We start from the raw sequence: 20656 nt of genomic DNA, 5'->3' as shown, positions 1-20656 counted from the left end.
GGGCCGCCTCGGATGCCGTACCTCCGGCGTCCGAACCGCCCCTACGGGAAGGCCTCATGACACTCTCACCTGCACGCGTGCCCGCCACCGGCGTCCGGCGCCTCGCGGCCACGCTGTACGGCTACATGTTCCTGGACGACTTCGTCCTGCTCTACCCGGTGTACGCGCTGCTCTTCACCGACACCGGACTGTCGCTCTGGCAGATCTCCTCGCTGTTCGCCCTGTGGTCGATCACCGGCGTCCTGCTGGAGGTTCCCTCCGGCGCCTGGGCCGACGCCGTCTCGCGCCGGCTGCTGCTGTGGCTCGGCCCGCTGCTCACCGCCGTGGGCTTCGCACTGTGGGTGCTGGTCCCGTCGTACTGGGCCTTCGCGCTCGGGTTCGTCCTGTGGGGCGCGCGTGGCGCCCTCGGTTCCGGTGCGCTGGAGGCCCTGGTCTACGACGAGTTGGACCGGCTCGGCGCGGCCGGGCAGTACGCGCGTGTCATGGGCCGGGCCCGGGCGGCGGGCCTGGTGGGCGTGATGGCGGCGATGGCCGTCGCCGGACCGGTGTTCGCGTTCGGCGGCTACCCGGCCGTGGGCGCGGCCAGCGTGCTGGCCTGCCTCGCGACGGCGGCGATGGGCGCCCGCTTCCCGGAGAACCGGGGCTCCGCGGGCGAGGGCGAGAACTGGGCGGCGACCCTGCGGTCCGGACTCGCCGCCGCCCGCGGTGACCGCTCGCTGCGGGGCGCGGTCCTGCTCGTGCCCGCCGTCGGCGCCGTATGGGGCGCGCTCGACGAGTACACCCCGCTGCTGGTGCGGGAGACCGGTGTGCCCGACGCACTGGTGCCGTATCTGCTCCTGGGGATCTGGACGGGAGCCACGGCCGGCGGCCTGCTGGCCGGTCCGGCCGAACGTCTCGGCACCGGTGGACTGGCGTGGCTGCTCGCGGCCGCCGCGCTCGCCCTGGCCGCGGGCGCCCTGTCCGGCACACCGGCCGGTCTCGGACTGGTGGCCCTCGCCTTCGGCGGCTTCCAGCTGGCGACCGTCCTCGCCGACGCCCGGCTCCAGCACCGCATCGAGGACACCGGCCGGGCCACGCTCACCTCGGTCGCCGGGCTGGGCACCGAGCTGGCCACGGTCGCCGTGTACGGCGGCTACGCCGTCCTCGGCGCAGCGGCCGCGCACGGCACCGTGTTCGCGCTGCTCGCGGCGCCCTACCTGGTGACCGCGCTGCTGCTCAGAGCTCGGGACGCCACGGCACGACCGTGAAGTCGCCCGTCCCCTTCCTGACCTTCTCGAAGGGGGCGGAGCTCACGCACTTGGGCGGCTCCTGACCGGCGCCGGGACGGCCCGTCGCGGCCCAGCTGTAGCCGAGCCGGTCATGGCGGCCGAGGTCGTGGACGGTGACGCCGACCCGCTTGCCCTCGGCGCCCGGCAGGTCGGAGTCGGTGATGACGCCGGAGACGACGGCCACCTGGCCGCCGGTGACCAGGCAGTCGACCTCGGCCCTGGCCCAGGCGCCGAAGTCGTCCCGGTAGTGGCTGAACTCGAAGGTGCCGGTGGCCTTCGTCGGGTCGTCGGTGTCCTTCGCCGCCAGATGCGCGTCGAACGAGAACGTGATGTCGTCCCCGGCCGAGCGGTACAGCTTGGCGGAGCCGGTGAGCGCGGCGGCTTCGCGCTGCTGCGGCCCGTCCGTCGCTGTGGCGGCGGGGCCGACCGTTCCGGCGGTGAGCAGCAGCAGCGCACAGCACAGCACGACGGTCCTGGTACGGCGGTTCATGGCGGTCCTTTCCGCAGGTCAACCGGACAGTCACCACTGTCGTGGCCGCGTGCCCCGGCCACATCGCACCGAGGACGGGACCCCGCCTCCGCCGTACGGCGGGGACATCCGTGCCCCCCTCCGCTGCGAGGAGGACGGGACCTCCGTCCGACGGCGCGCAACGAATCGCCGCCCGACCCATGACCGACGCAACAAACCGCTCACCGGCACGCAACGGCTCCTGCTTGTCCGCCCTGGTCAGCCGCCCGTACCTTCTACATGGCCCCTCCAACCACCCTTCCGCCCGGTGAGGATCACGCATGCGCACCGCTCTCCTCCAGAGCTCCGGCCGCCCCGGCTCGACCGTCGAGAACCTCAAGGTCCTCGACGAGGCCGCGGGCCGGGCCGCCGCCGCGGGTGCCGGGCTGCTGGTGACGCCGGAGATGTTCCTGACCGGGTACGCGATCGGCGACGGCATCGCCCGCCTCGCCGAGCCCGCCGACGGGGACTCCGCGGACGCGATCGCCGACATCGCCTCCCGGCACGGCCTCGCGATCGTGTACGGCTACCCGGAGCGGGCCGGAGACACCGTCTTCAACTCCGCCCAGCTGATCTCCGCCGACGGCGACCGTCTCGCCGGCTACCGCAAGACCCACCTCTTCGGCTGCTTCGAGCGGGACCACTTCGCGCCGGGGGACCAGCAGGTCGTCCAGGCCGAGATCGGCGGCCTCCGGGTCGGCATCCTGATCTGCTACGACGTCGAGTTCCCGGAGAACGTCCGCGCCCATGCACTCGCGGGCACCGATCTGCTGGTCGTGCCGACCGCGCAGATGCACCCGTTCCAGTTCGTCGCCGAGTCGATGATCCCGGTGCGGGCCTTCGAGAACCAGATGTACGTCGCGTACGTCAACCGGGTCGGCCAGGAAGGGGAGTTCGAGTTCGTCGGCCTCTCCACCCTCGCCGGTCCCGACGGGGTGGCCCGCGCCCGCGCCGGCCGCGGTGAGGAGCTGCTCCTCGCCGACGTCGACCCCGCCTTCCTCGCCGCCTCCCGCGAGGAGAACCCGTATCTGCAGGACCGCCGCCCCGGTCTGTACGGGTCCCTGGTCTGAACCCCCTGAGCCTCCCCCCGCCTTCTTTGTCGCAGTCGCAAGGAGTCCGTACCCCATGACGTCCACGGTGCCCACCGCCGTCCAGCACGCCGACGAGCAGCAGCCGCCGATCACCATGTTCGGCCCGGACTTCCCGTACGCGTACGACGACTTCCTGGCCCACCCGGCGGGGCTCGGCCAGATACCCGCGACCGAGCACGGCACCGAGGTCGCGGTCATCGGCGGCGGGCTCTCCGGCATCGTGGCTGCGTACGAGCTGATGAAGATGGGCCTCAAGCCCGTCGTGTACGAGGCCGACCAGATCGGCGGGCGCCTGCGAACCGTCGGCTTCGACGGGCCCAACACCGAGGGCCTGACCGCCGAGATGGGCGCGATGCGCTTCCCGCCCTCCTCCACCGCCCTCCAGCACTACATCGACCTGGTGGGCCTGGAGACCCGGCCCTTCCCCAACCCCCTTGCCGAGGCGACGCCTTCGACCGTCGTCGACCTCAAGGGCGAGTCGCACTACGCCGAGACGATCGACGACCTGCCGCAGGTCTACCGTGACGTCGCCGCGGCCTGGAACAAGTGCCTCGACGAGGGCGCCGACTTCTCCGACATGAACCAGGCCATGCGCGAGCGTGACGTGCCGCGCATCCGTGAGATCTGGTCCAAGCTCGTCGAGAAGCTCGACAACCAGACCTTCTACGGCTTCCTCTCCGACTCCGAGGCCTTCAAGTCCTTCCGGCACCGTGAGATCTTCGGCCAGGTCGGCTTCGGCACCGGCGGCTGGGACACCGACTTCCCGAACTCCATCCTGGAGATCCTGCGCGTCGTCTACACCGAGGCCGACGACCACCACCGCGGCATCGTCGGCGGCTCCCAGCAGCTGCCGCTCAGGCTCTGGGAGCGCGAGCCGGAGAAGATCGTCCACTGGGCGTACGGGACCTCGCTGGCGAAGCTGCACGAGAACGGGGCCCCTCGGCCGGCCGTGACCCGGCTGCACCGCACCGCGGGCAACCAGATCACCGTGACGGACGCGGACGGCGACATCCGCACCTACAAGGCGGCGATCTTCACCGCCCAGTCGTGGATGCTGCTGTCGAAGATCGCCTGCGACGACTCGCTCTTCCCGATCGACCACTGGACGGCCATCGAGCGCACCCACTACATGGAGTCCTCGAAGCTCTTCGTCCCGGTCGACCGGCCCTTCTGGCTGGACAAGGACGAGGAGACCGGCCGGGACGTCATGTCGATGACCCTTACCGACCGGATGACGCGCGGCACCTACCTCCTGGACGACGGCCCGGACAGGCCCGCCGTCATCTGCCTGTCGTACACCTGGTGCGACGACAGCCTGAAGTGGCTGCCGCTGTCCGCGAACGAGCGGATGGAGGTCATGCTGAAGTCGCTCGGCGAGATCTACCCGAAGGTCGACATCAGGAAGCACATCATCGGCAACCCGGTGACCGTCTCCTGGGAGAACGAGCCCTACTTCATGGGCGCGTTCAAGGCGAACCTGCCCGGCCACTACCGTTACCAGCGCCGCCTGTTCACCCACTTCATGCAGGACCGGCTGCCCGAGGACAAGCGGGGCATCTTCCTCGCCGGCGACGACATCTCCTGGACGGCCGGCTGGGCCGAGGGCGCGATCCAGACGGCGCTGAACGCGGTCTGGGGCGTCATGCACCACTTCGGCGGCGAGACCGACGCGACCAACCCGGGTCCGGGTGACGTCTACGACGAGATCGCGCCGGTGGAGCTGCCCGAGGACTGAGCAGGACTCAGCCCCCGAGAGGCCGTCACAGCCCGGCGGCCCGTGCCTTCTCGTACACCTCCGCCGCGACGTCCTTGAGCTCCCCGGCGTCGCGCGGAGTGGTCTGCAGGTCGAGCAGGACCTCGTCCATGCCGACCTCGGCGAGGGCCGCGAGGTCCTCCACGATCTGCTCGGCGTTGCCCTGGTAGGGCTGCCGATCGGCCCCGTCGTGCGCCTTGGCCGAGTACAGGGCGTTCACCCGCGGCACCCGCTCGATCGGCTGGGTCCGGCCGCGCTCGGCGGCGATGTCCTGGAGCCGCTGCCAGCCGTCGGCGTACGCCTGCGCGCCCATGGCGACCGGGATCCAGCCGTCGCCGTGGTCCACGACCCGCGTCAGCGCCTTCCTGCCCGCCGCGGCCACCAGGATCGGGATCGGCCGCACCGGCTTGGGGCCGACCACGGCCGCGTCGATCTTCGTGATCCGGCCGTCGTACGACACCGGGTCCGGGCCCCACACCGCCCGGCAGACGTCGATCACCTCGTCCAGCGTCCGACCGCGCTCCTCGAAGGGCCGTACGCCGGCGGCGGCGAACTCGTCGGTCGACCAGCCCGGGCCCAGCCCCGCGATCACCCGTCCGCCGCTCGCCGCGTCCAGCGTGGCCAGGGCCTTGGCGAGCTGGGCGGGCCCGTGCAGCGGCGCGACCACGATGCCGGTGCCCAGCCGTGTCCGTTCGGTGACCGCCGCGGCGAGGGTCAGCGTGACCAGCGAGTGGGCCATGCCGCGGTAGTGGTCCGGCCAGGGCAGGCCGGGGATGCCGTACAGGCCCTGGGACGGGGACTCCGGGACCAGCAACCGCTCGTACACCCACAGGCTGTCGTAGCCGATCTGCTCGGCGGTACGGGCCACGTCCGTCACGTCCTTGGCGAGGTCGTACTGCCGGAGCTGGGGAAGACCGAGTCCGAGACGGATGGCCATGACTGCGTGCTCCTTCGCGATCGTGTGCCCCCACCGGCCAACGTACTGCGAGCAGGGCGAAGTGCCAGTCGGACCGGGCTCAGTCCGGCAGCGGCGTGAGCAGCATGCGTCCCGCGAGCCCCACCGCCGCGTCCAGCCGCTCGGTGAACTCCTCGGCGACGTCCGGCAGTCGGCGCAGCGCCCACAGCGCCCGTGCCGCCGTCCAGGTCGCGTCGCGGGCCCGCTCCAGGCTCCAGGAACCGAGCAGATGGGTGAGCGGGTCGGCGATCTGGAGCAGGTCGGGACCCGGCATCAGATCTTCGCGGATGCGCTCCTCCAGCGAGACGAGGAGATCACCCACCCGATCGAACTCGTCCTCCAGCTCGGCGGGTTCGCAGCCGAGGCTACGACAGGCGTCCACCACGGAGAGCGCCAGATCGTGCCCGATGTGCGCATTGATGCCCGCGAGCGCGAACTGCAGCGGTCGTACGCCGGGATGCCGGCGCATCTGGAACAGGGGCCGCCAGCAGGCGGGCGGGCGCCGCTCGTCCTCGGCCCTCTCCACCGCCGTGAGATACCGCTCCGCGAACCGCACGTCCAGCGTGATCGCCGCCCCCGCGTCCGGGAACCGGCCGCCGTCGATGTGCCGGTCGACCGCCTCCGTGACGGTGAGGTAGACGCGGTTGAAGACGGCGACTCCGTCGCGTTCGGGCAGGGCCGCGTCCAGGGCGCGCATACGGGAGACGACCGCGTCCACGGCTGTGGTGAATTGTTCGCATTGCGCCATGGGGGCAGAGTCCCAGCTTTAGGCTGACGGCAGTGTCGGCGGGCCCGGCGCTTCCCCAGAACGGGGGAACGCGCCCGGTACGGGGGATGGCCCGCCGTGGGGGAGGGGGGAGCAGGACCGTGGCAGGCTTACGTGCCCAGCGACTGGCCGCACGCAGGTCCGCGCGCAGGAAGGCGGCCCGGCGCCATGCCATGGTCGTGGCGGCCTCGGTCGTGGTCGCCGTCGGCAGCGCGACCGGCATGATGTCCGCGCTCGGCGACGGACGGGGCTCCGACGAGGCCAGGCCGCCCGAGGTGACGCGCTCGCCGGGCCTGGAGACCCTGCCGCTCGTGCCCTCGCCCTCCCCGCCGGCCACGAAGTCCCCTTCGCCCACGCCCTCTCCCACCCCGAAGAAGAAGGCGAAACCCAGGCCCTCGCCGACGAGGGCCGAGAGGAAGCAGCAGCAGACCGTGGTGTCCGCCCGCCTCTACCGCCACCCAGACTCCCAGGTGCTCGACTGGGTCCGCGAGAACGCCGGCGACCCGCGCCACGCCGTCATAGAGTCCCGCATCGCCGCCCAGCCGGCCGCGGTGTGGTTCGCCGACTTCACGCCCGACACCATCACCGCGCGGGTCCGCGCCGTGACGTCGGGCGGGGCGGCGCTCGGCCGGGTGCCGGTCGTCGTGCCCTACGCCGTCCCGGACCGCGACTGCGGCGGGCCCTCGCAGGGCGGGGCGCCCGACCTCGACGCCTACGACGCCTGGATCGACCGGTTCGCCGCCGGGCTGGGCTCCGGCGACGTCATCGTCGTCCTGGAGCCCGACTCCATCGCCCAGTCCGAATGCCTCTCCGCGCGTGAACGCGCCGACCGCTTCGCCTCGCTGGCCCGCGCGGGCCGCGCCTTCAAGGCCGCGAACCCCAGGGCGCGCGTCTACTACGACGCCGGGCACTCCGGCTGGCACGCGCCCGGACAGCAGGCGGAGTGGCTGCGGCAGGCGGGCGCCGCCTCGACCGCGTCCTCCGACGGCGTCTTCAGCAACGTCTCCAACTTCCACACCACGGCCGACGAGATCGCCTACGACCGACAGGTCCTGGCGGCTCTCGGCGGCCCGGCGAGCCTGGGCGCCGTCATCGACACCAGCCGCAACGGCGCCGGGGCCCCGGCCGACGGGCAGTGGTGCGATCCGGCCGGCCGCAAGCTGGGCCGGGCGCCGACGCTCAGCACGGGGGAGGCGCGGATCGACGCCTACCTGTGGGTGAAGCTGCCGGGGGAGTCCGACGGGTGCAAGGGGGAGCCCGGCACCTTCACGGCGTCGTACGCCTACGACTTGGCGCGCTGACCCTCGCTGCCGAGTGATCAGGCGGGGTGAGCGACCGCTTAGGATGGTGGTCCGTAGTTCAACCGTTCCAGGAGTCCCACCCGTGACCGCCGAAGCCTCGCTCGCACCCGCCGTGTCGTACGGCCGGCTGATCCCCGTCACCGTCCACTTCGACGACCTCGACGCGCTCGGGCTGCTCCACAACGCCCGCTACCCGCTCATGGTCGAGCGGGCCTGGACCGAGCTGTGGCAGGAGCACGGCGTCCGCTTCGCCGGGGACTGGGTCGCCGCGGGTGACGCCTGCAACGCGGTCAAGGAACTGCGCATCAGCTACGAGGCGCCGGTCACCGCACCGGGCACCTACGCCGTCCACCTCTGGCTGGACCGGCTCGGCACCACCGGGCTCACCTACGGCTTCCGGTTCTGCTCGGCGGACGGTGCGGTGACGTACGCCCACGGCAGCCGGGTGCTGGTCCGGCTGGACGCCGGGACGCTGCGGCCGGCGCCGTGGAGCGACGGCTTCAGGGCCGTGGGTCGGGAACTGCTGCGTCCGGCCGGCTGATCTTCGGGCGGTCGCGGTCGGCGGTGCGCAGGACGCCCGCGAAGACGGCGAGCCCGGAGGCCAGCACGGTGACCAGGCAGAAGGACACCATCAGGCTCGTGGCCTGGGCGAGCCCGCCGATCGCGCTCGGGGCGATCAGCCCCGAGGTGTACGTGATCGTCGCGACGCCCGCGATGGCCAGCGAGGGGTTGGAGCCGCTGCGGCCCGCCGCCGCGAAGCACAGCGGGACGACCACGGCGATGCCCAGACCGAGCAGTGCGAAGCCCGTCATCGCCACGGCCGGATGTCCCGCGACGATGATCAGCAGGCCGCCGAGGGCGGCCAGGACTCCGCCGAACCGGACGGTCCGGACGGCGCCGTACCGGTCTACCACCTTGTCGCCGACGAGTCGGGCGAGGGCCATCGTGAGCGTGAAGCCGGTCGTGCACGCGGCCGCGAGGCCGGCGGAGGTGTCCAGCTGGTCGCGCAGATAGACCGCCGACCAGTCCAGGCTCGCGCCCTCGGCGAACACCGCGCAGAACCCGACCGCGCCGATGAGCAGCGCCGACCGGGGTGGCAGCGCGAACCGGGGCGGCGGCTCCTCGTCCTCGGTCGGCTGGAGGTCGAGCACCCAGGAGCACGCGGCCACGCCCAGCACGGTCAGGACCGCGGCCGCCAGCGCGTGGTGCAGACGGGCGTCCGCGCCCAGATGGGCCGCGAGCGTGCCGCCGAGCGAGCCGGTCACGGTGCCCACGCTCCACATGCCGTGCAGGCCGGACATGATCGACCGGCCCAGGCGGTTCTCGACCTCGACGCCGAGCGCGTTCATCGCCACGTCCGCCATGCCGGCCGTGGCGCCGAACGTGAACAGGGCCAGACAGAGCGTCAGCAGGTTCGGGGCGAGAGAGGGGAGCGTGAGCGCGATCGTCCACAGGGCGATCAGTCCGCGCAGTGCGTTCCGGGCGCCGAACCGGTGGGTGATACGGCCCGCGAGCGGCATGGCGACGGAGGCTCCGAGCGCGGGGAAGGCGAGCGCCAGCCCCAGTTGGCCGGCGCCGACCCCGGCGTGGTCCTGGATCCACGGCACGCGCGTCGCGAACGAGCCGGTGACAGCGCCGTGCGCGGCGAAGACGGCGGCCACGGCGTACCGGGCCCGCCTCACCTCGCGCTGCTCGTAGACCACTGCGCTCATTGTGCGGCCCCTCCCTGTTCCCGGTCCTTGTCGGTTCCCCCGCCTGTGGTCGCGTCGTAAACTATCAGGAACCCTGCCTGATAGATAGCGGATAAACCAGCCGTGGGAGGATCCCGGCATGCCCGCATCCCCGAGCACCGCCCGGGCCATCAACGACCGGCTCGCCCTGCGCCTGCTGCAGCGGGAAGGCCCGCTGACGGCAGGGCAGTTGAAGCAGCTGACCGGCCTGTCCCGCCCGTCGGTCGCCGACCTCGTCGAACGCCTCACCGCCGCCGGTCTGATCGCGGTCGTCGGCGAGGCCGGGGCGCAGCGGCGCGGGCCGAACGCCAAGCTGTACGGCATCGTCGTCGACCGCGCCCATCTGGCGGCGCTGGACGTCCGCACCGAAGGCGTCTCCGTGGTGGTGTCCGATCTGGTCGGGAAGGTGCTCGCCAAGGCGTCCGTGCCGATCGGCGGCGACACGGGGACGGGGCCCGCGGTGGAGCAGGCGGTGGCGCTGGTGGAACGGGTCGCGAAGGAGGCGGGGGCCGACCGGCTCCATACGGTGGGCATCGGCGCGCCCGGCCTGATCGACCCGGCGAGCGGTGAGCTGCGCAACTCCACGGGGCTGCCCGCGTGGCACCGCCGCCTGGTGGCGGCCCTGCAGGAACGGCTGCCCGAAGCCCGCGTCAGCGTCGAGAACGAGACCAACCTCGCCGCCCTCGCCGAACAGCGCGACGGGGCGGCCCGGGACCGGGACACCTTCGTGCTGCTGTGGCTCGGCCACGGCACGGGGGCGGCCGTCGTCCTCGACGGGGCGCTGCGCCGCGGGGCCTCCGGCGGGACCGGCGAGATCGGGTTCCTGCCGGTGCCGGGGACGACGGGGCTGCCGTCGGCGGTGGACTGCGAGGGGGGATTCCACTCGCTGGCGGGGGCGGCGGCGATCGTGGAGCTGGCGCGGGCGTACGGGTTGACCGTCGAGGGCGGCGCCGCGGACGAGCCGTCGGCTGCGGGGCTGGTCAGGGACGCGGTGGCGCGCCTGCCCCATGACCCCGAGTCCGCCTCCCGCTTCCTCGACGCCCTCGCCGATCGCCTCGCCATAGGTGCCGCCTCCGTCGTCGCCATCCTCGACCCCGGCTGTGTGGTCCTCGGCGGCGAGGTCGGACAGGCCGGCGGCGAGGCGCTCGCCCGGCGGGTGCAGGAGCGGGTCCGGCGGATGTCGCCGTTGGCGACCGTGGTTCGCCCCAGCAGCCTGGGCGGCGACGCCGTCCTGCGCGGGGCGCTGCTCACGGCACGTGATGCCGCGCAGGACGAACTGTTCGCACCACAGGACCGCTGAACCGAGCGGCCGGGCCGACCGGGGCCGTCCTCAATCCCTCACCCAGCCGGTGGGTGGGGGTGTCACCTCTCGACGCCGGTCGCGGCATTTCAGCCCGTCCGGAGGGGTCGGCCACCTCTCAATGCCGGCCCGCACCATCCAGCCCGTCCGGCGGTTGGGCGGCGGGGGCGAGGAAATCAAGCCCCGCGGTCAGACGCCCCGCACACCCCCGAACCCCCGCCCCAGATAGTCCTCGAACGTCCCCTTCCCCACCGCACGCCCCGGCGTCAGATGCCCCCCCGCGCGGAAGCCGCCGTAGGCCTTCCCCCACAACGGGACGCTCACCACGAGCCGCCTGCGGCCCGTCGCCCGGAGATACGCGCGGGCCAGCGAGTCGAACGTCCGCACCTCCGGGCCGCCCATGTCCTCGACCCTCCCGGCCGGGGTGTCCAGGGCCAGTTCGGCGAGCCGGTCCGCGACCTCCGCCACCTCGACCGGCTGGTCCTTCACCCGGGCCGGCAGCAGCATGACCGGCGACTTGGCCAGGATCCCGAGCACCCGCACCACCAGGTCGTGGAACTGCGTCGCCCGCAGCACGGTCCAGCCCAGCCCCGACGCCTCGATCAGCTTCTCCACGGCGAGCTTGCTCTTGTAGTAGCCGAACGGCACCCGGTCGACGCCGACGATCGAGATGTACACGAGGTGCCGTACGCCCGCCGTGCGCGCCGCCGCGATCAGATGCCCCGCCGCCTCCTCGTCACCACCGCCCGGCGAGGACGCGCAGTGCACGATCGTCTCCACGCCCTCCAGCGCCGCGTCCAGACCCGGGCCGCCCTTGCGCAGGTCGACGGCGCACGGCTGGGTGTGACGGCTGAGCACCCGCACCTCGTGCCCGTCCGCGCGCAGCCGCTCGGTGACGAGCCGGCCGAGCGTTCCGGTGCCGCCGGTCACCAGGATCGTGGTCATGTCGTTTCAGTCCCTTCGGACGCCGGGCGCCCCCGGGTGGAGCGCCCCTCGTCAGCTGGGACCGAACAGCAGGTGCGAAATGTGACAGCCGGCCTCAGGCGTCTTCTACGCCCCGGCCAGCTGACGGCCCGCGAACGCCAGTTTGTCCGGGTTCACCACGGCTCGGGCGTGCACGACGAGGCCGTCGCTCAGTTCGAGCGCGACCACCCCGAGGAGCGTGTCGCCTGCCCATGCGGCCACCCCCGGCTCGCCGTTGACCTCGGCCGCGGTGAAGCGCACGCCCTCCATGAACCGCTCGACGAGGCCCACCAGGAAACGCGACACCTTCTCCCGGCCCTCGACCGGCCGCCGGGCCGCCGAGACCTTGCCCCCGCCGTCGCTCGACCAGACCACGTCGGCCGCCAGCAGCTTCTCCAGCCGGGCCAGATCACCGTCCCGCGCCGCGGCGACGAAGGACGCGACGAGCTCCTCCTGCCGCTCGGGAGCCGGCTCGAACCGCGACCGCGGCTCACCCACGTGCTGAACCGCCCGCCGGTACAGCTGCCGGCAGTTGGCCTCGGTCAGATCGAGCACCTCCGCGATCTCCCGGTGGCCGTACGCGAACGCCTCCCGCAGCACGTACACGGCCCGCTCGGTCGGAGTGAGCCGCTCCAGCAGCACCAGCATCGCCATGGACACGGCGTCCCGCTGCTCGGCGGACTCCAGGGGCCCGAGTGCGCCGTCCGAGGTGACCACGGGCTCCGGCAGCCAGGGGCCGACATACCGCTCGCGGCGGGCCCGGGCGGAGGTCAGCCGGGTCAGGCAGAGGTTGGTGACGACCTTGGCGAGCCAGGCCGCCGGGTGCTCGATCGCACCGCGGTCGGCGCCGCTGAAGCGCAGATACGCGTCCTGGACGGTGTCCTCGGCCTCCTCGGCGGAGCCCAGCATGCGATAGGCCAGGCCGAACAACCGGGAGCGGTGCGTCTCGAACTCGTCGGCGGTCGCGGTCGTCATGCCCCTCACCCTGCCAGAACCGCGATCGGGGTGAGCTGGTGGACCCGGCGGCGGGCAAGGGCCGTCGTCACCGCCGCCGGGCCGTCTGCGCCGACCCACAACGTCGTGCCTGTCCAGGGAAGTTGGGCCGACTCTAGGAAGGACTAGACCAGTGCGTCAATAGGTATGGACCAATCGGGGATCCCTCGCGGATCAAAGAAATCCAGCCACACAGCCTGTGAGGCACCCCACAGCAGTCACCCGCATGGACGCCGATCAGGCGTGGCACACTGGCCGTGTACCAGAAGCAGCGCACTCCGGGGTCGGTGAAAGTCCGAACCGGCGGTTACAGTCCGCGACCCGGTCGCCTCCAGCGGCCGGTTGACCAGGTGAAATTCCTGGACCGACGGTTAAAGTCCGGATGGGAGGCAGTGCGCGGCGGGCGGGCATTCGTGCGCGCCGCCGTACCGGTTCGTCGATGAGGCGAACTCTGTCCGGCGTCGCCCCCGGTGTCCCTGCTCGTACATTCTGTCGTCATCGACAGCCCCGGAGTCCGTGCCCGAATGAGGCAGGAGGACCCGGGAAGTGTTCACCGGAATCGTCGAAGAGCTGGGCGAGATCACCGCCGTCGAGACCCTCGACGACGCCTGTCGCTTCCGCGTGCGTGGCCCTGTCGTCACCGAGGGCGCGAAGCACGGAGACTCCATCGCCGTCAACGGCGTCTGCCTCACGGTGGTCGAACATGAGGGCGCAGAGTTCACCGCCGACGTGATGGCCGAGACCCTCAACCGCTCCAGCCTGGGCGTCCTCACCGTCGGCTCCCGCGTCAACCTCGAACGCCCCATGGCCGTGGGCGAGCGCCTCGGCGGGCACATCGTGCAGGGCCACGTCGACGGCACCGGTCAGGTACTGGAGCGCAAGCCGTCCGAGAACTGGGAGATCGTCAAGATCTCGCTCCCCGCGGACCTCTCGCGGTACGTCGTCGAGAAGGGCTCCATCACCGTCGACGGCATCAGCCTCACCGTCGTGGACGCCGGGCCCGACTTCTTCACCGTCAGCCTCATCCCCACCACCCTCGACCTGACCACGCTCGGCCACAAGCAGCCCGGCGACCCGGTCAACCTCGAGGTCGACGTCATCGCCAAGTACGTCGAGCGGCTGATGGGCAGTCAGGGGGCCGCACGGTGAACGGGCTGAACTCCGAGGCCTTCACCGTCCTCGACCAGCACATCCTCTGGTCGGACATGATCGGTAACATCCTCGGCCTGATTACCCTCGCCCTCGGCTGGCGCCGCTCCCTGTGGACCTGGCCGGTGCAGTTCCTCTCCGGCCTGATCCTCTTCGGTGCCTTCTTCGGCCACCTGACTGGCAGCGCCGGCAAGCAGGTCGTCGTCATGGCCGTCGCCCTGTACGGCTGGTGGCAGTGGAACCGCAACAAGGGGCAGGCGGAGGACGGCCACATCGCCCCGAGGTTCGCCACTTGGACCGAGCGGGCGGCGATGATCGGCGTGGCTGCCGCAGGCACGGTCGGGGTCGCCCTGCTCTTCAAGGCCCAGCCGTCCCTGTCCTGGGACCCCTGGCCGGACGCCTACATCTTCGTCGGCACCATCGTCGCCATGTACGCCCAGGCGCGCGGCATGGTCGAGTTCTGGTTCGCCTGGCTGCTCGTCGACCTGGTCGGCGTGCCCCTCAACTTCGCCAACGGCTACGCCTTCTCCGGCTTCGTCTACGTCATCTACGGCGCACTCGTCCTGTGGGGCATGCGCGACTGGTGGCTGCGCTCCCGCAAGGACGCGCGGCCCGTCCTGGAAGGAGCGCCGGCATGACCGCGGCACCGATCCTGTACAGCACCGACGGCCTCGAGGACCTCACGCTCGACCCGATCGAGCAGGCCATCGCCGACATCGCGGCGGGCCGACCGATCGTGGTCGTCGACGACGAGGACCGCGAGAACGAGGGCGACCTCGTCATCGCCGCCGAGAAGGTCACCCCCGAGATCGTCGCCTTCATGATGAGCGAGTGCCGCGGCCTGATCTGCGCCCCCATGGAGGGCGAGGAGCTGGACCGGCTGGAGCTGCCGCAGATGGTCGGCGACAACACCGAGTCGATGAAGACGGCCTTCACCGTCTCCGTGGACGCCTCCGCCGCGCACGGGGTCACCACGGGCATCTCGGCCTCCGACCGGGCGACCACACTGCAGCTCCTCGCCGGCGGCAGGGCCGAGCCGTCGGACCTCGTCCGGCCGGGCCACATCTTCCCGCTGCGCGCCCGGCCCGGCGGTGTCCTCGTCCGCGACGGCCACACCGAGGCCGCCGTCGACCTCGCCCGGCTCGCGGGGCTGCGCCCGGTCGCCGCGATCGTCGAGATCGCCGGTGAGGACGGCGAGATGCTCCGGCTGCCCGAGCTGATCCCGTTCGCCCGCAAGCACGGCCTGACGATCATCTCCATCGAGGACCTGATCGCCTACCGCCGCAGGACCGAACTGCGACAGCCGGCCGGGCAGGAGGCGGGCGAACAGAAGTCGGCCGAGCAGGCACCGGCCCTCTCCGAGGCCACCGCCGAACCGACCGTCCGCCGCGAGGCCGAGGTCCACCTGCCCACCGCCCACGGAACCTTCACCGCGTTCGGCTACCGCTCCACCGTCGACGGCGTCGAGCATGTCGCCCTCGTCCACGGCGAGATCGGCGACGGCGAGGACGTGCTGGTCCGCGTCCACTCGGAATGCCTCACCGGCGACGTCTTCCACTCCCAGCGCTGCGACTGCGGCCCCCAGCTGGAGGCGTCCCTGGAGCGCATCCAGGCCGAGGGCAGGGGAGTGGTGGTCTACCTGCGCGGACACGAGGGCCGGGGCATCGGCCTGATGTCCAAGCTGCGCGCCTACGAACTCCAGGAGCGCGGCCGCGACACCCTCGACGCCAACCTCGAACTCGGTCTGCCCGCCGACGCCCGCGACTACGGCGCCGGCGCGCAGATACTCGCCGACCTCGGCGTGCGCAGCGTGCGCCTGCTGACCAACAACCCCGACAAGTCCGACGCGCTTCTCGCCCACGGCATCGAGGTCACCGAGCGGGAGCCGATGCCCGTACAGGCGGGCGAGCACAACCTCCGGTACCTGCGCACCAAGCGCGACCGGATGGGACACGACCTGCCCTGGCTGGACGCGGCCCCCGTGGCCTCCCTGGCCACCTGCACCAACCAGTAACAGCACACACCGAGGAGACCTGAGAACGTGAGCGGCAAGGGCGCACCGGAACTGTCCGTACGCAATGTGGGCGACCTGCGGGTCGCGGTCATCGCTGCGCAGTGGCACGAGAAGGTGATGGACGGTCTGGTGGACGGCGCCCTGCGCGCCCTGCACGACCTGGGGATCGACGAGCCGACCCTGCTCCGGGTCCCCGGCAGCTGGGAACTCCCGGTGGTCGCCAAGGTCCTCGCGGGCCGCGGCTACGACGCGATCGTCGCCCTCGGCGTCGTCATCCGCGGCGGCACCCCCCACTTCGACTTCGTGTGCCAGGGCGTGACCCAGGGCCTCACCCAGGTGTCGGTCGAGACCGGCGTGCCGGTCGGCTTCGGCGTGCTGACCTGCGACACCGAGGAGCAGGCCCTGGACCGGGCGGGCCTGGAGGGCTCCAACGAGGACAAGGGGCACGAGGCGGTGACGGCGGCCGTGGCCACGGCGGCGACGCTCCGCTCAGTATCTGAACCCTGGCACTGACGAAACGGGTATGTGGCATAGGCTGAGCGTCACCATGTCCAAGAAGACGTTCGAGGAGCTCTTCACCGAGCTCCAGCACAAGGCCGCAAACGGCGACCCCGCCACCTCCCGCACCGCCGAACTCGTCGGCAAGGGTGTCCATGCCATCGGCAAGAAGGTCGTCGAGGAGGCCGCAGAGGTCTGGATGGCCGCCGAGTACGAGGGCAAGGAGGCGGCCGCCGAGGAGATCTCGCAGCTGCTGTACCACGTCCAGGTGATGATGGTCGCCCGCGGGATCTCCCTGGACGACGTCTACGCCCATCTCTGAGCACCTGAGCCCCCAGAGCCGCAAGAAACCCGCACACCGTAAGAGCGAACGAAGGAAGCCGACCTCATGCTGCGCATCGCCGTCCCCAACAAGGGTTCACTGTCCGGCCCTGCGGCGGAGATGCTGCATGAGGCCGGCTACCAGCAGCGCCGCGAGTCCAAGGAACTGCGGATCGTCGACCCCGAGAACGACGTCGAGTTCTTCTACCTGCGCCCCCGCGACATCGCCCTCTACGTCGCCTCCGGCCAGCTCGACATCGGCATCACCGGCCGTGACCTGCTGATCGACTCCGACGCCGACGCCGAGGAGATCCTGCCGCTCGGCTTCGCCCGCTCCACCTTCCGCTTCGCCACCAAGCCGGGCACCGTCGGCGACGACCTGGCGGACCTGAAGGGCAAGACGATCGCCACCTCCTACGAGGGCATCGTCGCCAAGCACCTCGCCGACCACGGCATCGACGCCTCCGTCGTCCACCTCGACGGCGCCGTCGAGACCGCCATCCAGCTCGGTGTCGCCCAGGTCATCGCGGACGTCGTCGAGACCGGCACCTCGCTGCGCAACGCCGGCCTGGAGGTCGTCGGCGAGCCGATCATGAAGTCCGAGGCCGTCGTCATCCGTCAGACCGGCGCGGACGGCGAGGAGCCCAAGGTGCAGCAGTTCCTGCGCCGCCTCCAGGGCGTCCTGGTCGCGCGGACCTACGTGATGATGGACTACGACTGCCGCGTCGAGCAGCTGGAGAAGGCCGTCGCCCTCACGCCGGGCCTCGAGTCCCCGACCGTCTCGCCGCTGCACAACGAGGGCTGGGTCGCCGTCCGCGCGATGGTCCCGGCCAAGGAAGCCCAGCGGATCATGGACGACCTGTACGACATCGGCGCCCGGGCCATCCTGACCACGGCCATCCACGCCTGCCGCCTCTGATCCGAGGGGCCGTACACCGATGTCCTCCGAACTGCCCGCCCTGCCCGTCACGTTCCGGCCGGGCCGCACCCGGGCCGTCCTGCTCACCGCCGGCGTCGCGATCTTCGTCGTCATCACGGCGATCGCGCTGCTGCTGGAGAAGCTCGGCCCGGGCGAGCGCCTCAGCTTCATCCTCACCGGCGCGCTGATGTTCGGCGTGCTGGCCATGCTGGCCCGCGTCAGGGTCGTTGCCGACGAGTCCGGCGTCAGCGTGGTGAACATCGCCAGCAGGCGCCGTCTCGACTGGGCCGAGATCGTCCAGGTGACCCTCCGCCCGGGTGATCCCTGGGTGTTCCTCAACCTCAGCGACGGCACCAGCCTGCCCGCGCTCGGCATCCAGCCCGGCATCGCCAAGCAGCGCGCCCTCGCCGACGCACGCGCCCTGCGGGCCCTCGCCGAGGCGCGCTCCGTCAAGGAGCCCGGCGACCGTGCGGACTGACTCGGGGGCGTTCACCCTGCCGTAAATCCCCATGTCTTGATTAATCTGTTGGCGGAGGCGTTTGTGTGGCGCCTCCGCCGCTGACGTTCCGACCGGTTCTTCAGAGGTCCCTGCTACCCGAGGAGTGATTCCCTCCAGCGATGGACGGATCGTCCTGTAGTACCTGCGCCGCCCCCTCCCGACATACCGGGGCGGCCGCGTCATGAGCATCCCCTTGCTGCTTCTGGCAGCCGCGTTCCTCCTCATCCTCGCCAACGGCTTCTTCGTGGCCGCCGAGTTCGGGCTGGTCACCGTCGAGGCGACGGACGCCGAGAAGGCCGCCGCGGAGGGCGACCGAAGGGCCCGTAGGGTCGCCGAGTCGCTCAAGGAGCTGTCCTTCCAGCTCTCCGGCACCCAGCTCGGCATCACCATCACCTCCCTCGTCGTCGGCATGCTCGCCGAACCGGCGCTCGCCGAGCTGCTGGGCGGCCCCTTCGCCGCGATCGGTGTCCCCGAGGGCGCGGTGTCCGGTGTGGCCGTGATCGTCGGCATGCTGCTGGCCTCGGCCGTGCAGATGGTGATCGGCGAGCTCGTGCCGAAGAACTGGGCGGTGTCCCGGCCGATGCAGGTCGCGCGCTTCGTCGCCGGCCCGCAGCACGTCTTCGCGCGCCTGTTCCGCCCGGTGATCGCCGCGCTGAACTCCGTCGCCAACCGCCTCGTCCGCGCCCTGGGCATCGAGCCCACCGAGGAGCTGGCCTCCGCCCGCACCCCCGACGAACTCGTCTCCCTGGCCCGGCACTCCGCACAGGCCGGCGCCCTGGAGCAGGACACCGCGGACCTCTTCGTACGGACGCTGTCGCTCGCCGAACTGACCGCGCAGCACGTGATGACCCCGCGCGTGAAGGTCAGCGCGCTGCAGTCGTCGGCGACGGCCGAGGACGTGGTCAATCTGACCCGCGCCACGGGTCTGTCCCGCTTCCCGGTCTACCGGGAGAAGATCGACGAGATCGTCGGCATGGTCCATCTGAAGGACGCGCTGGCGATCCGTTCGAGTGACCGGCTGCGCACCCCGGTCGGCCGCATCGCCCGCCCGGCGCTGCTCGTCCCCGAGACCCTGCCGGTCCAGCCCCTCCTCGCCCAGCTGCGCAGCGAGCAGCCCATCGCGGTCGTCGTCGACGAGTACGGCGGCACGGCCGGCGTGGTCACGCTGGAGGACATCGTCGAGGAGATCGTCGGCGAGGTCCGCGACGAACACGACGGCCAGGACCTGCCCGAACTCGCCGCCGCCCCGCCGGAGGACGGCCGCCCCGCCTGGGACGCCGACGGCAGCTGCCGGGTCGACATCCTCCAGCGCATAGGGCTCGATGTGCCCGAGGGGCCGTACGAGACCGTCGCCGGACTCGTCGCCGACCTGCTCGGGCGCATCCCGGCCGTCGGCGACAAGGCGGAACTGCCGGGCTGGCGGCTGTCGGTGCGCCGGGTCGGCCACTACCGGGCCGAGCGGGTCCGGCTGGTGCGGACCGGTGCCGTGGTGGAGGTCGCCCGATGAGCGTGCTCCAACTCCTCTTCGCCGCGCTGCTCGTGCTCGCCAACGGTTTCTTCGTCGGCGCCGAGTTCGCCCTCGTGTCGGTCCGCCGCAGTCAGATCGAACCGCTGGGCACCGCCCGTGCCCGGCAGGTGCTGTACGGCCTGGAGCGGCTGCCGCAGATGATGGCGGCGGCCCAGTTCGGCATCACCGTCTGCTCGCTGACGCTCGGCGCGGTGGCCGAGCCGACGGTGGCGCATCTGCTGGAGCCGCTGTTCGAGTGGATCCATCTTCCGGAAGGCATGATCCACCCGCTCACCTACGTCATCGCGCTCGCCGCGGTGGTCTTCTTCCACCTGGTCATCGGCGAGATGGTGCCGAAGAACCTGGCGATGGCGGCGCCCGAGAAGGCCGCGCTGTGGCTCAGCCCCGGCCTGGTCTGGTTCGCCCGCTTCTGCAGGCCGATCACCGTGGCCCTGGGTGCGGTCGCGCAGGCCATCCTGCGGCTGTTCCGCGTCGAGCCGAAGGACGAGATCGAGGCGGTGTTCACCAGCGAGCAGCTCAACCGGCTCGTCGAGGACTCCGGCCAGGCGGGCCTGCTCGATCCCGAGGAGCAGGAACGTTTGGAGGACGCGCTGGAACTGGGCTCGCGTCCGGTGACGGACGTGTTGCTGAAGCGCGAGTCCCTGGTCACGGTCAGCCCGTCGGTCACCCCCGGCCAGATCGTCGCGCTCACCGCCCGCACCGGGTACTCCCGCTTCCCGGTGGCGGCGGAGACCGGCGCCTTCATGGGCTACCTGCACGTCAAGGACGTACTGGACCTGGAGGAGTCGGAACGGGCCGTGCCGCAGCACCTCTGGCACCCGATGACGACCCTCCGCTCCGAACTCCCCCTCGACGACGCCCTGACGGTGATGCGCCGCGCCGCGACGCATTTGGCTCAGGTGGCCGACACTTCCGGCAAGGTCCTCGGCCTCGTCGCGCTGGAGGACGTACTGGAACTCCTGGTCGGCGAGGTACGGGACCCGGCACACCGGGACCTGCCGGAGGTGCGGGTGACGGGGCCGCGGCTGGGCAGCGGGGAGCCGGAGGAGGCGATGGCGGGCTGACACGCGCCGCCTGCGGGCAGTCGTGCCGCTGGGGCG

Annotated in this window: 21 protein-coding genes and 1 riboswitch; of the genes, 15 read left to right on the top strand and 6 right to left on the bottom strand. The window is 71.8% G+C overall.

Annotated features, from left to right (window positions below):
• Positions 1-56 precede the first annotated feature (56 nt).
• Positions 57-1247: an MFS transporter gene (locus ACIBU0_RS37540; protein ID WP_398827705.1), complete on the top strand. Its 1191-nt coding sequence runs from the start codon at positions 57-59 to the stop codon at positions 1245-1247.
• Here ACIBU0_RS37540 and ACIBU0_RS37535 read toward each other — a convergent pair.
• The gene (locus tag ACIBU0_RS37535; RefSeq protein WP_398827703.1) at positions 1216-1758 is read right to left on the bottom strand and encodes a Repetin; all 543 of its coding nucleotides are present in this window, start codon (positions 1756-1758) and stop codon (positions 1216-1218) included. The two genes, ACIBU0_RS37540 and ACIBU0_RS37535, sit on opposite strands and share 32 nt — an antisense overlap.
• A gap of 299 nt (positions 1759-2057) precedes the next feature.
• On the opposite strand from ACIBU0_RS37535, the gene ACIBU0_RS37530 reads away from it, so the two are divergent.
• On the top strand, positions 2058-2846 hold the full coding sequence (locus ACIBU0_RS37530) for a carbon-nitrogen hydrolase family protein (protein WP_398827701.1): 789 nt from the start codon (positions 2058-2060) through the stop codon (positions 2844-2846).
• A gap of 55 nt (positions 2847-2901) precedes the next feature.
• On the top strand, positions 2902-4602 hold the full coding sequence (locus ACIBU0_RS37525; protein ID WP_398827699.1) for a flavin monoamine oxidase family protein: 1701 nt from the start codon (positions 2902-2904) through the stop codon (positions 4600-4602).
• Between the two features lie 25 nt (positions 4603-4627).
• Here ACIBU0_RS37525 and ACIBU0_RS37520 read toward each other — a convergent pair whose 3' ends face one another.
• Both ACIBU0_RS37520 and ACIBU0_RS37515 read right to left on the bottom strand, forming a co-directional pair.
• Entirely contained in the window at positions 4628-5557 is a 930-nt protein-coding gene (locus ACIBU0_RS37520) for an LLM class F420-dependent oxidoreductase (RefSeq protein WP_398827697.1), read from the bottom strand.
• Positions 5558-5636: 79 nt separating this feature from the next.
• A complete protein-coding gene (locus tag ACIBU0_RS37515) occupies positions 5637-6323 on the bottom strand; it encodes a DUF5995 family protein (protein ID WP_398827695.1) in 687 nt (228 codons plus the stop codon).
• Positions 6324-6514: 191 nt separating this feature from the next.
• Between ACIBU0_RS37515 and ACIBU0_RS37510 the strand changes: the two genes are divergently transcribed.
• Together ACIBU0_RS37510 and ACIBU0_RS37505 are read left to right on the top strand one after the other, a co-directional pair.
• The gene (locus ACIBU0_RS37510) at positions 6515-7642 is read left to right on the top strand and encodes a glycoside hydrolase family 6 protein (protein ID WP_398827994.1); all 1128 of its coding nucleotides are present in this window, start codon (positions 6515-6517) and stop codon (positions 7640-7642) included.
• Between the two features lie 82 nt (positions 7643-7724).
• On the top strand, positions 7725-8183 hold the full coding sequence (locus ACIBU0_RS37505) for an acyl-CoA thioesterase (RefSeq protein ID WP_398827693.1): 459 nt from the start codon (positions 7725-7727) through the stop codon (positions 8181-8183).
• On the opposite strand, the gene ACIBU0_RS37500 is transcribed toward ACIBU0_RS37505, so the two are convergent.
• Positions 8143-9354 (bottom strand): MFS transporter, encoded by a 1212-nt coding sequence (locus ACIBU0_RS37500; protein ID WP_398827691.1) that lies wholly within the window; start codon positions 9352-9354, stop codon positions 8143-8145. The two genes, ACIBU0_RS37505 and ACIBU0_RS37500, sit on opposite strands and share 41 nt — an antisense overlap.
• A 118-nt stretch (positions 9355-9472) precedes the next feature.
• Between ACIBU0_RS37500 and ACIBU0_RS37495 the strand changes: the two genes are divergently transcribed.
• Positions 9473-10672, top strand: a complete 1200-nt coding sequence (locus ACIBU0_RS37495) for an ROK family transcriptional regulator (RefSeq protein WP_398827689.1) — start codon at positions 9473-9475, stop codon at positions 10670-10672.
• Between the two features lie 189 nt (positions 10673-10861).
• Here ACIBU0_RS37495 and ACIBU0_RS37490 read toward each other — a convergent pair whose 3' ends face one another.
• Both ACIBU0_RS37490 and ACIBU0_RS37485 read right to left on the bottom strand, forming a co-directional pair.
• Positions 10862-11617 carry an SDR family oxidoreductase gene (locus ACIBU0_RS37490; protein WP_398827687.1) on the bottom strand — a complete coding sequence of 252 codons (756 nt, stop codon included), beginning with the start codon at positions 11615-11617 and terminating at the stop codon, positions 10862-10864.
• Between the two features lie 105 nt (positions 11618-11722).
• Entirely contained in the window at positions 11723-12610 is an 888-nt protein-coding gene (locus ACIBU0_RS37485) for an RNA polymerase sigma-70 factor (RefSeq protein WP_398827685.1), read from the bottom strand.
• A 287-nt stretch (positions 12611-12897) separates the two neighbouring features.
• A riboswitch (FMN riboswitch) is annotated at positions 12898-13028 on the top strand.
• Positions 13029-13174: 146 nt separating this feature from the next.
• Between ACIBU0_RS37485 and ACIBU0_RS37480 the strand changes: the two genes are divergently transcribed.
• From ACIBU0_RS37480 to ACIBU0_RS37440, 9 genes are all read left to right on the top strand, one after another.
• Positions 13175-13777, top strand: a complete 603-nt coding sequence (locus ACIBU0_RS37480) for a riboflavin synthase (protein ID WP_398827683.1) — start codon at positions 13175-13177, stop codon at positions 13775-13777.
• The gene (locus ACIBU0_RS37475) at positions 13774-14415 is read left to right on the top strand and encodes a nicotinamide riboside transporter PnuC (RefSeq protein WP_398827681.1); all 642 of its coding nucleotides are present in this window, start codon (positions 13774-13776) and stop codon (positions 14413-14415) included. Before ACIBU0_RS37480 ends, ACIBU0_RS37475 begins: the two co-directional genes overlap by 4 nt.
• Positions 14412-15791: a GTP cyclohydrolase II gene (ribA, locus tag ACIBU0_RS37470; RefSeq protein WP_398827679.1), complete on the top strand. Its 1380-nt coding sequence runs from the start codon at positions 14412-14414 to the stop codon at positions 15789-15791. Before ACIBU0_RS37475 ends, ribA begins: the two co-directional genes overlap by 4 nt.
• Positions 15792-15818: 27 nt before the next feature.
• A complete protein-coding gene (ribH, locus tag ACIBU0_RS37465) occupies positions 15819-16304 on the top strand; it encodes a 6,7-dimethyl-8-ribityllumazine synthase (protein WP_398827677.1) in 486 nt (161 codons plus the stop codon).
• Positions 16305-16338: 34 nt separating this feature from the next.
• Complete coding sequence (locus ACIBU0_RS37460) at positions 16339-16611, top strand: phosphoribosyl-ATP diphosphatase (RefSeq protein WP_031486114.1); 273 nt, start codon at positions 16339-16341, stop codon at positions 16609-16611.
• A gap of 66 nt (positions 16612-16677) precedes the next feature.
• Entirely contained in the window at positions 16678-17529 is an 852-nt protein-coding gene (hisG, locus tag ACIBU0_RS37455; RefSeq protein WP_398827675.1) for an ATP phosphoribosyltransferase, read from the top strand.
• A 19-nt stretch (positions 17530-17548) separates the two neighbouring features.
• Complete coding sequence (locus tag ACIBU0_RS37450) at positions 17549-18007, top strand: PH domain-containing protein (protein WP_398827673.1); 459 nt, start codon at positions 17549-17551, stop codon at positions 18005-18007.
• A 202-nt stretch (positions 18008-18209) separates the two neighbouring features.
• Complete coding sequence (locus ACIBU0_RS37445; protein WP_398827671.1) at positions 18210-19535, top strand: hemolysin family protein; 1326 nt, start codon at positions 18210-18212, stop codon at positions 19533-19535.
• Positions 19532-20620, top strand: coding sequence for a hemolysin family protein (locus ACIBU0_RS37440; RefSeq protein ID WP_398827669.1), 1089 nt, complete (start codon positions 19532-19534; stop codon positions 20618-20620). Before ACIBU0_RS37445 ends, ACIBU0_RS37440 begins: the two co-directional genes overlap by 4 nt.
• The last annotated feature ends 36 nt before the right edge of the window (positions 20621-20656 follow it).

Origin of the sequence: Streptomyces sp. NPDC049627 (assembly GCF_044465645.1) — a bacterium.
Classification (GTDB): Bacteria; Actinomycetota; Actinomycetes; order Streptomycetales; family Streptomycetaceae; genus Streptomyces.
Note: the sequence above shows the minus strand (reverse complement) of the source record. Positions and strands in the feature narration are given on the sequence as shown.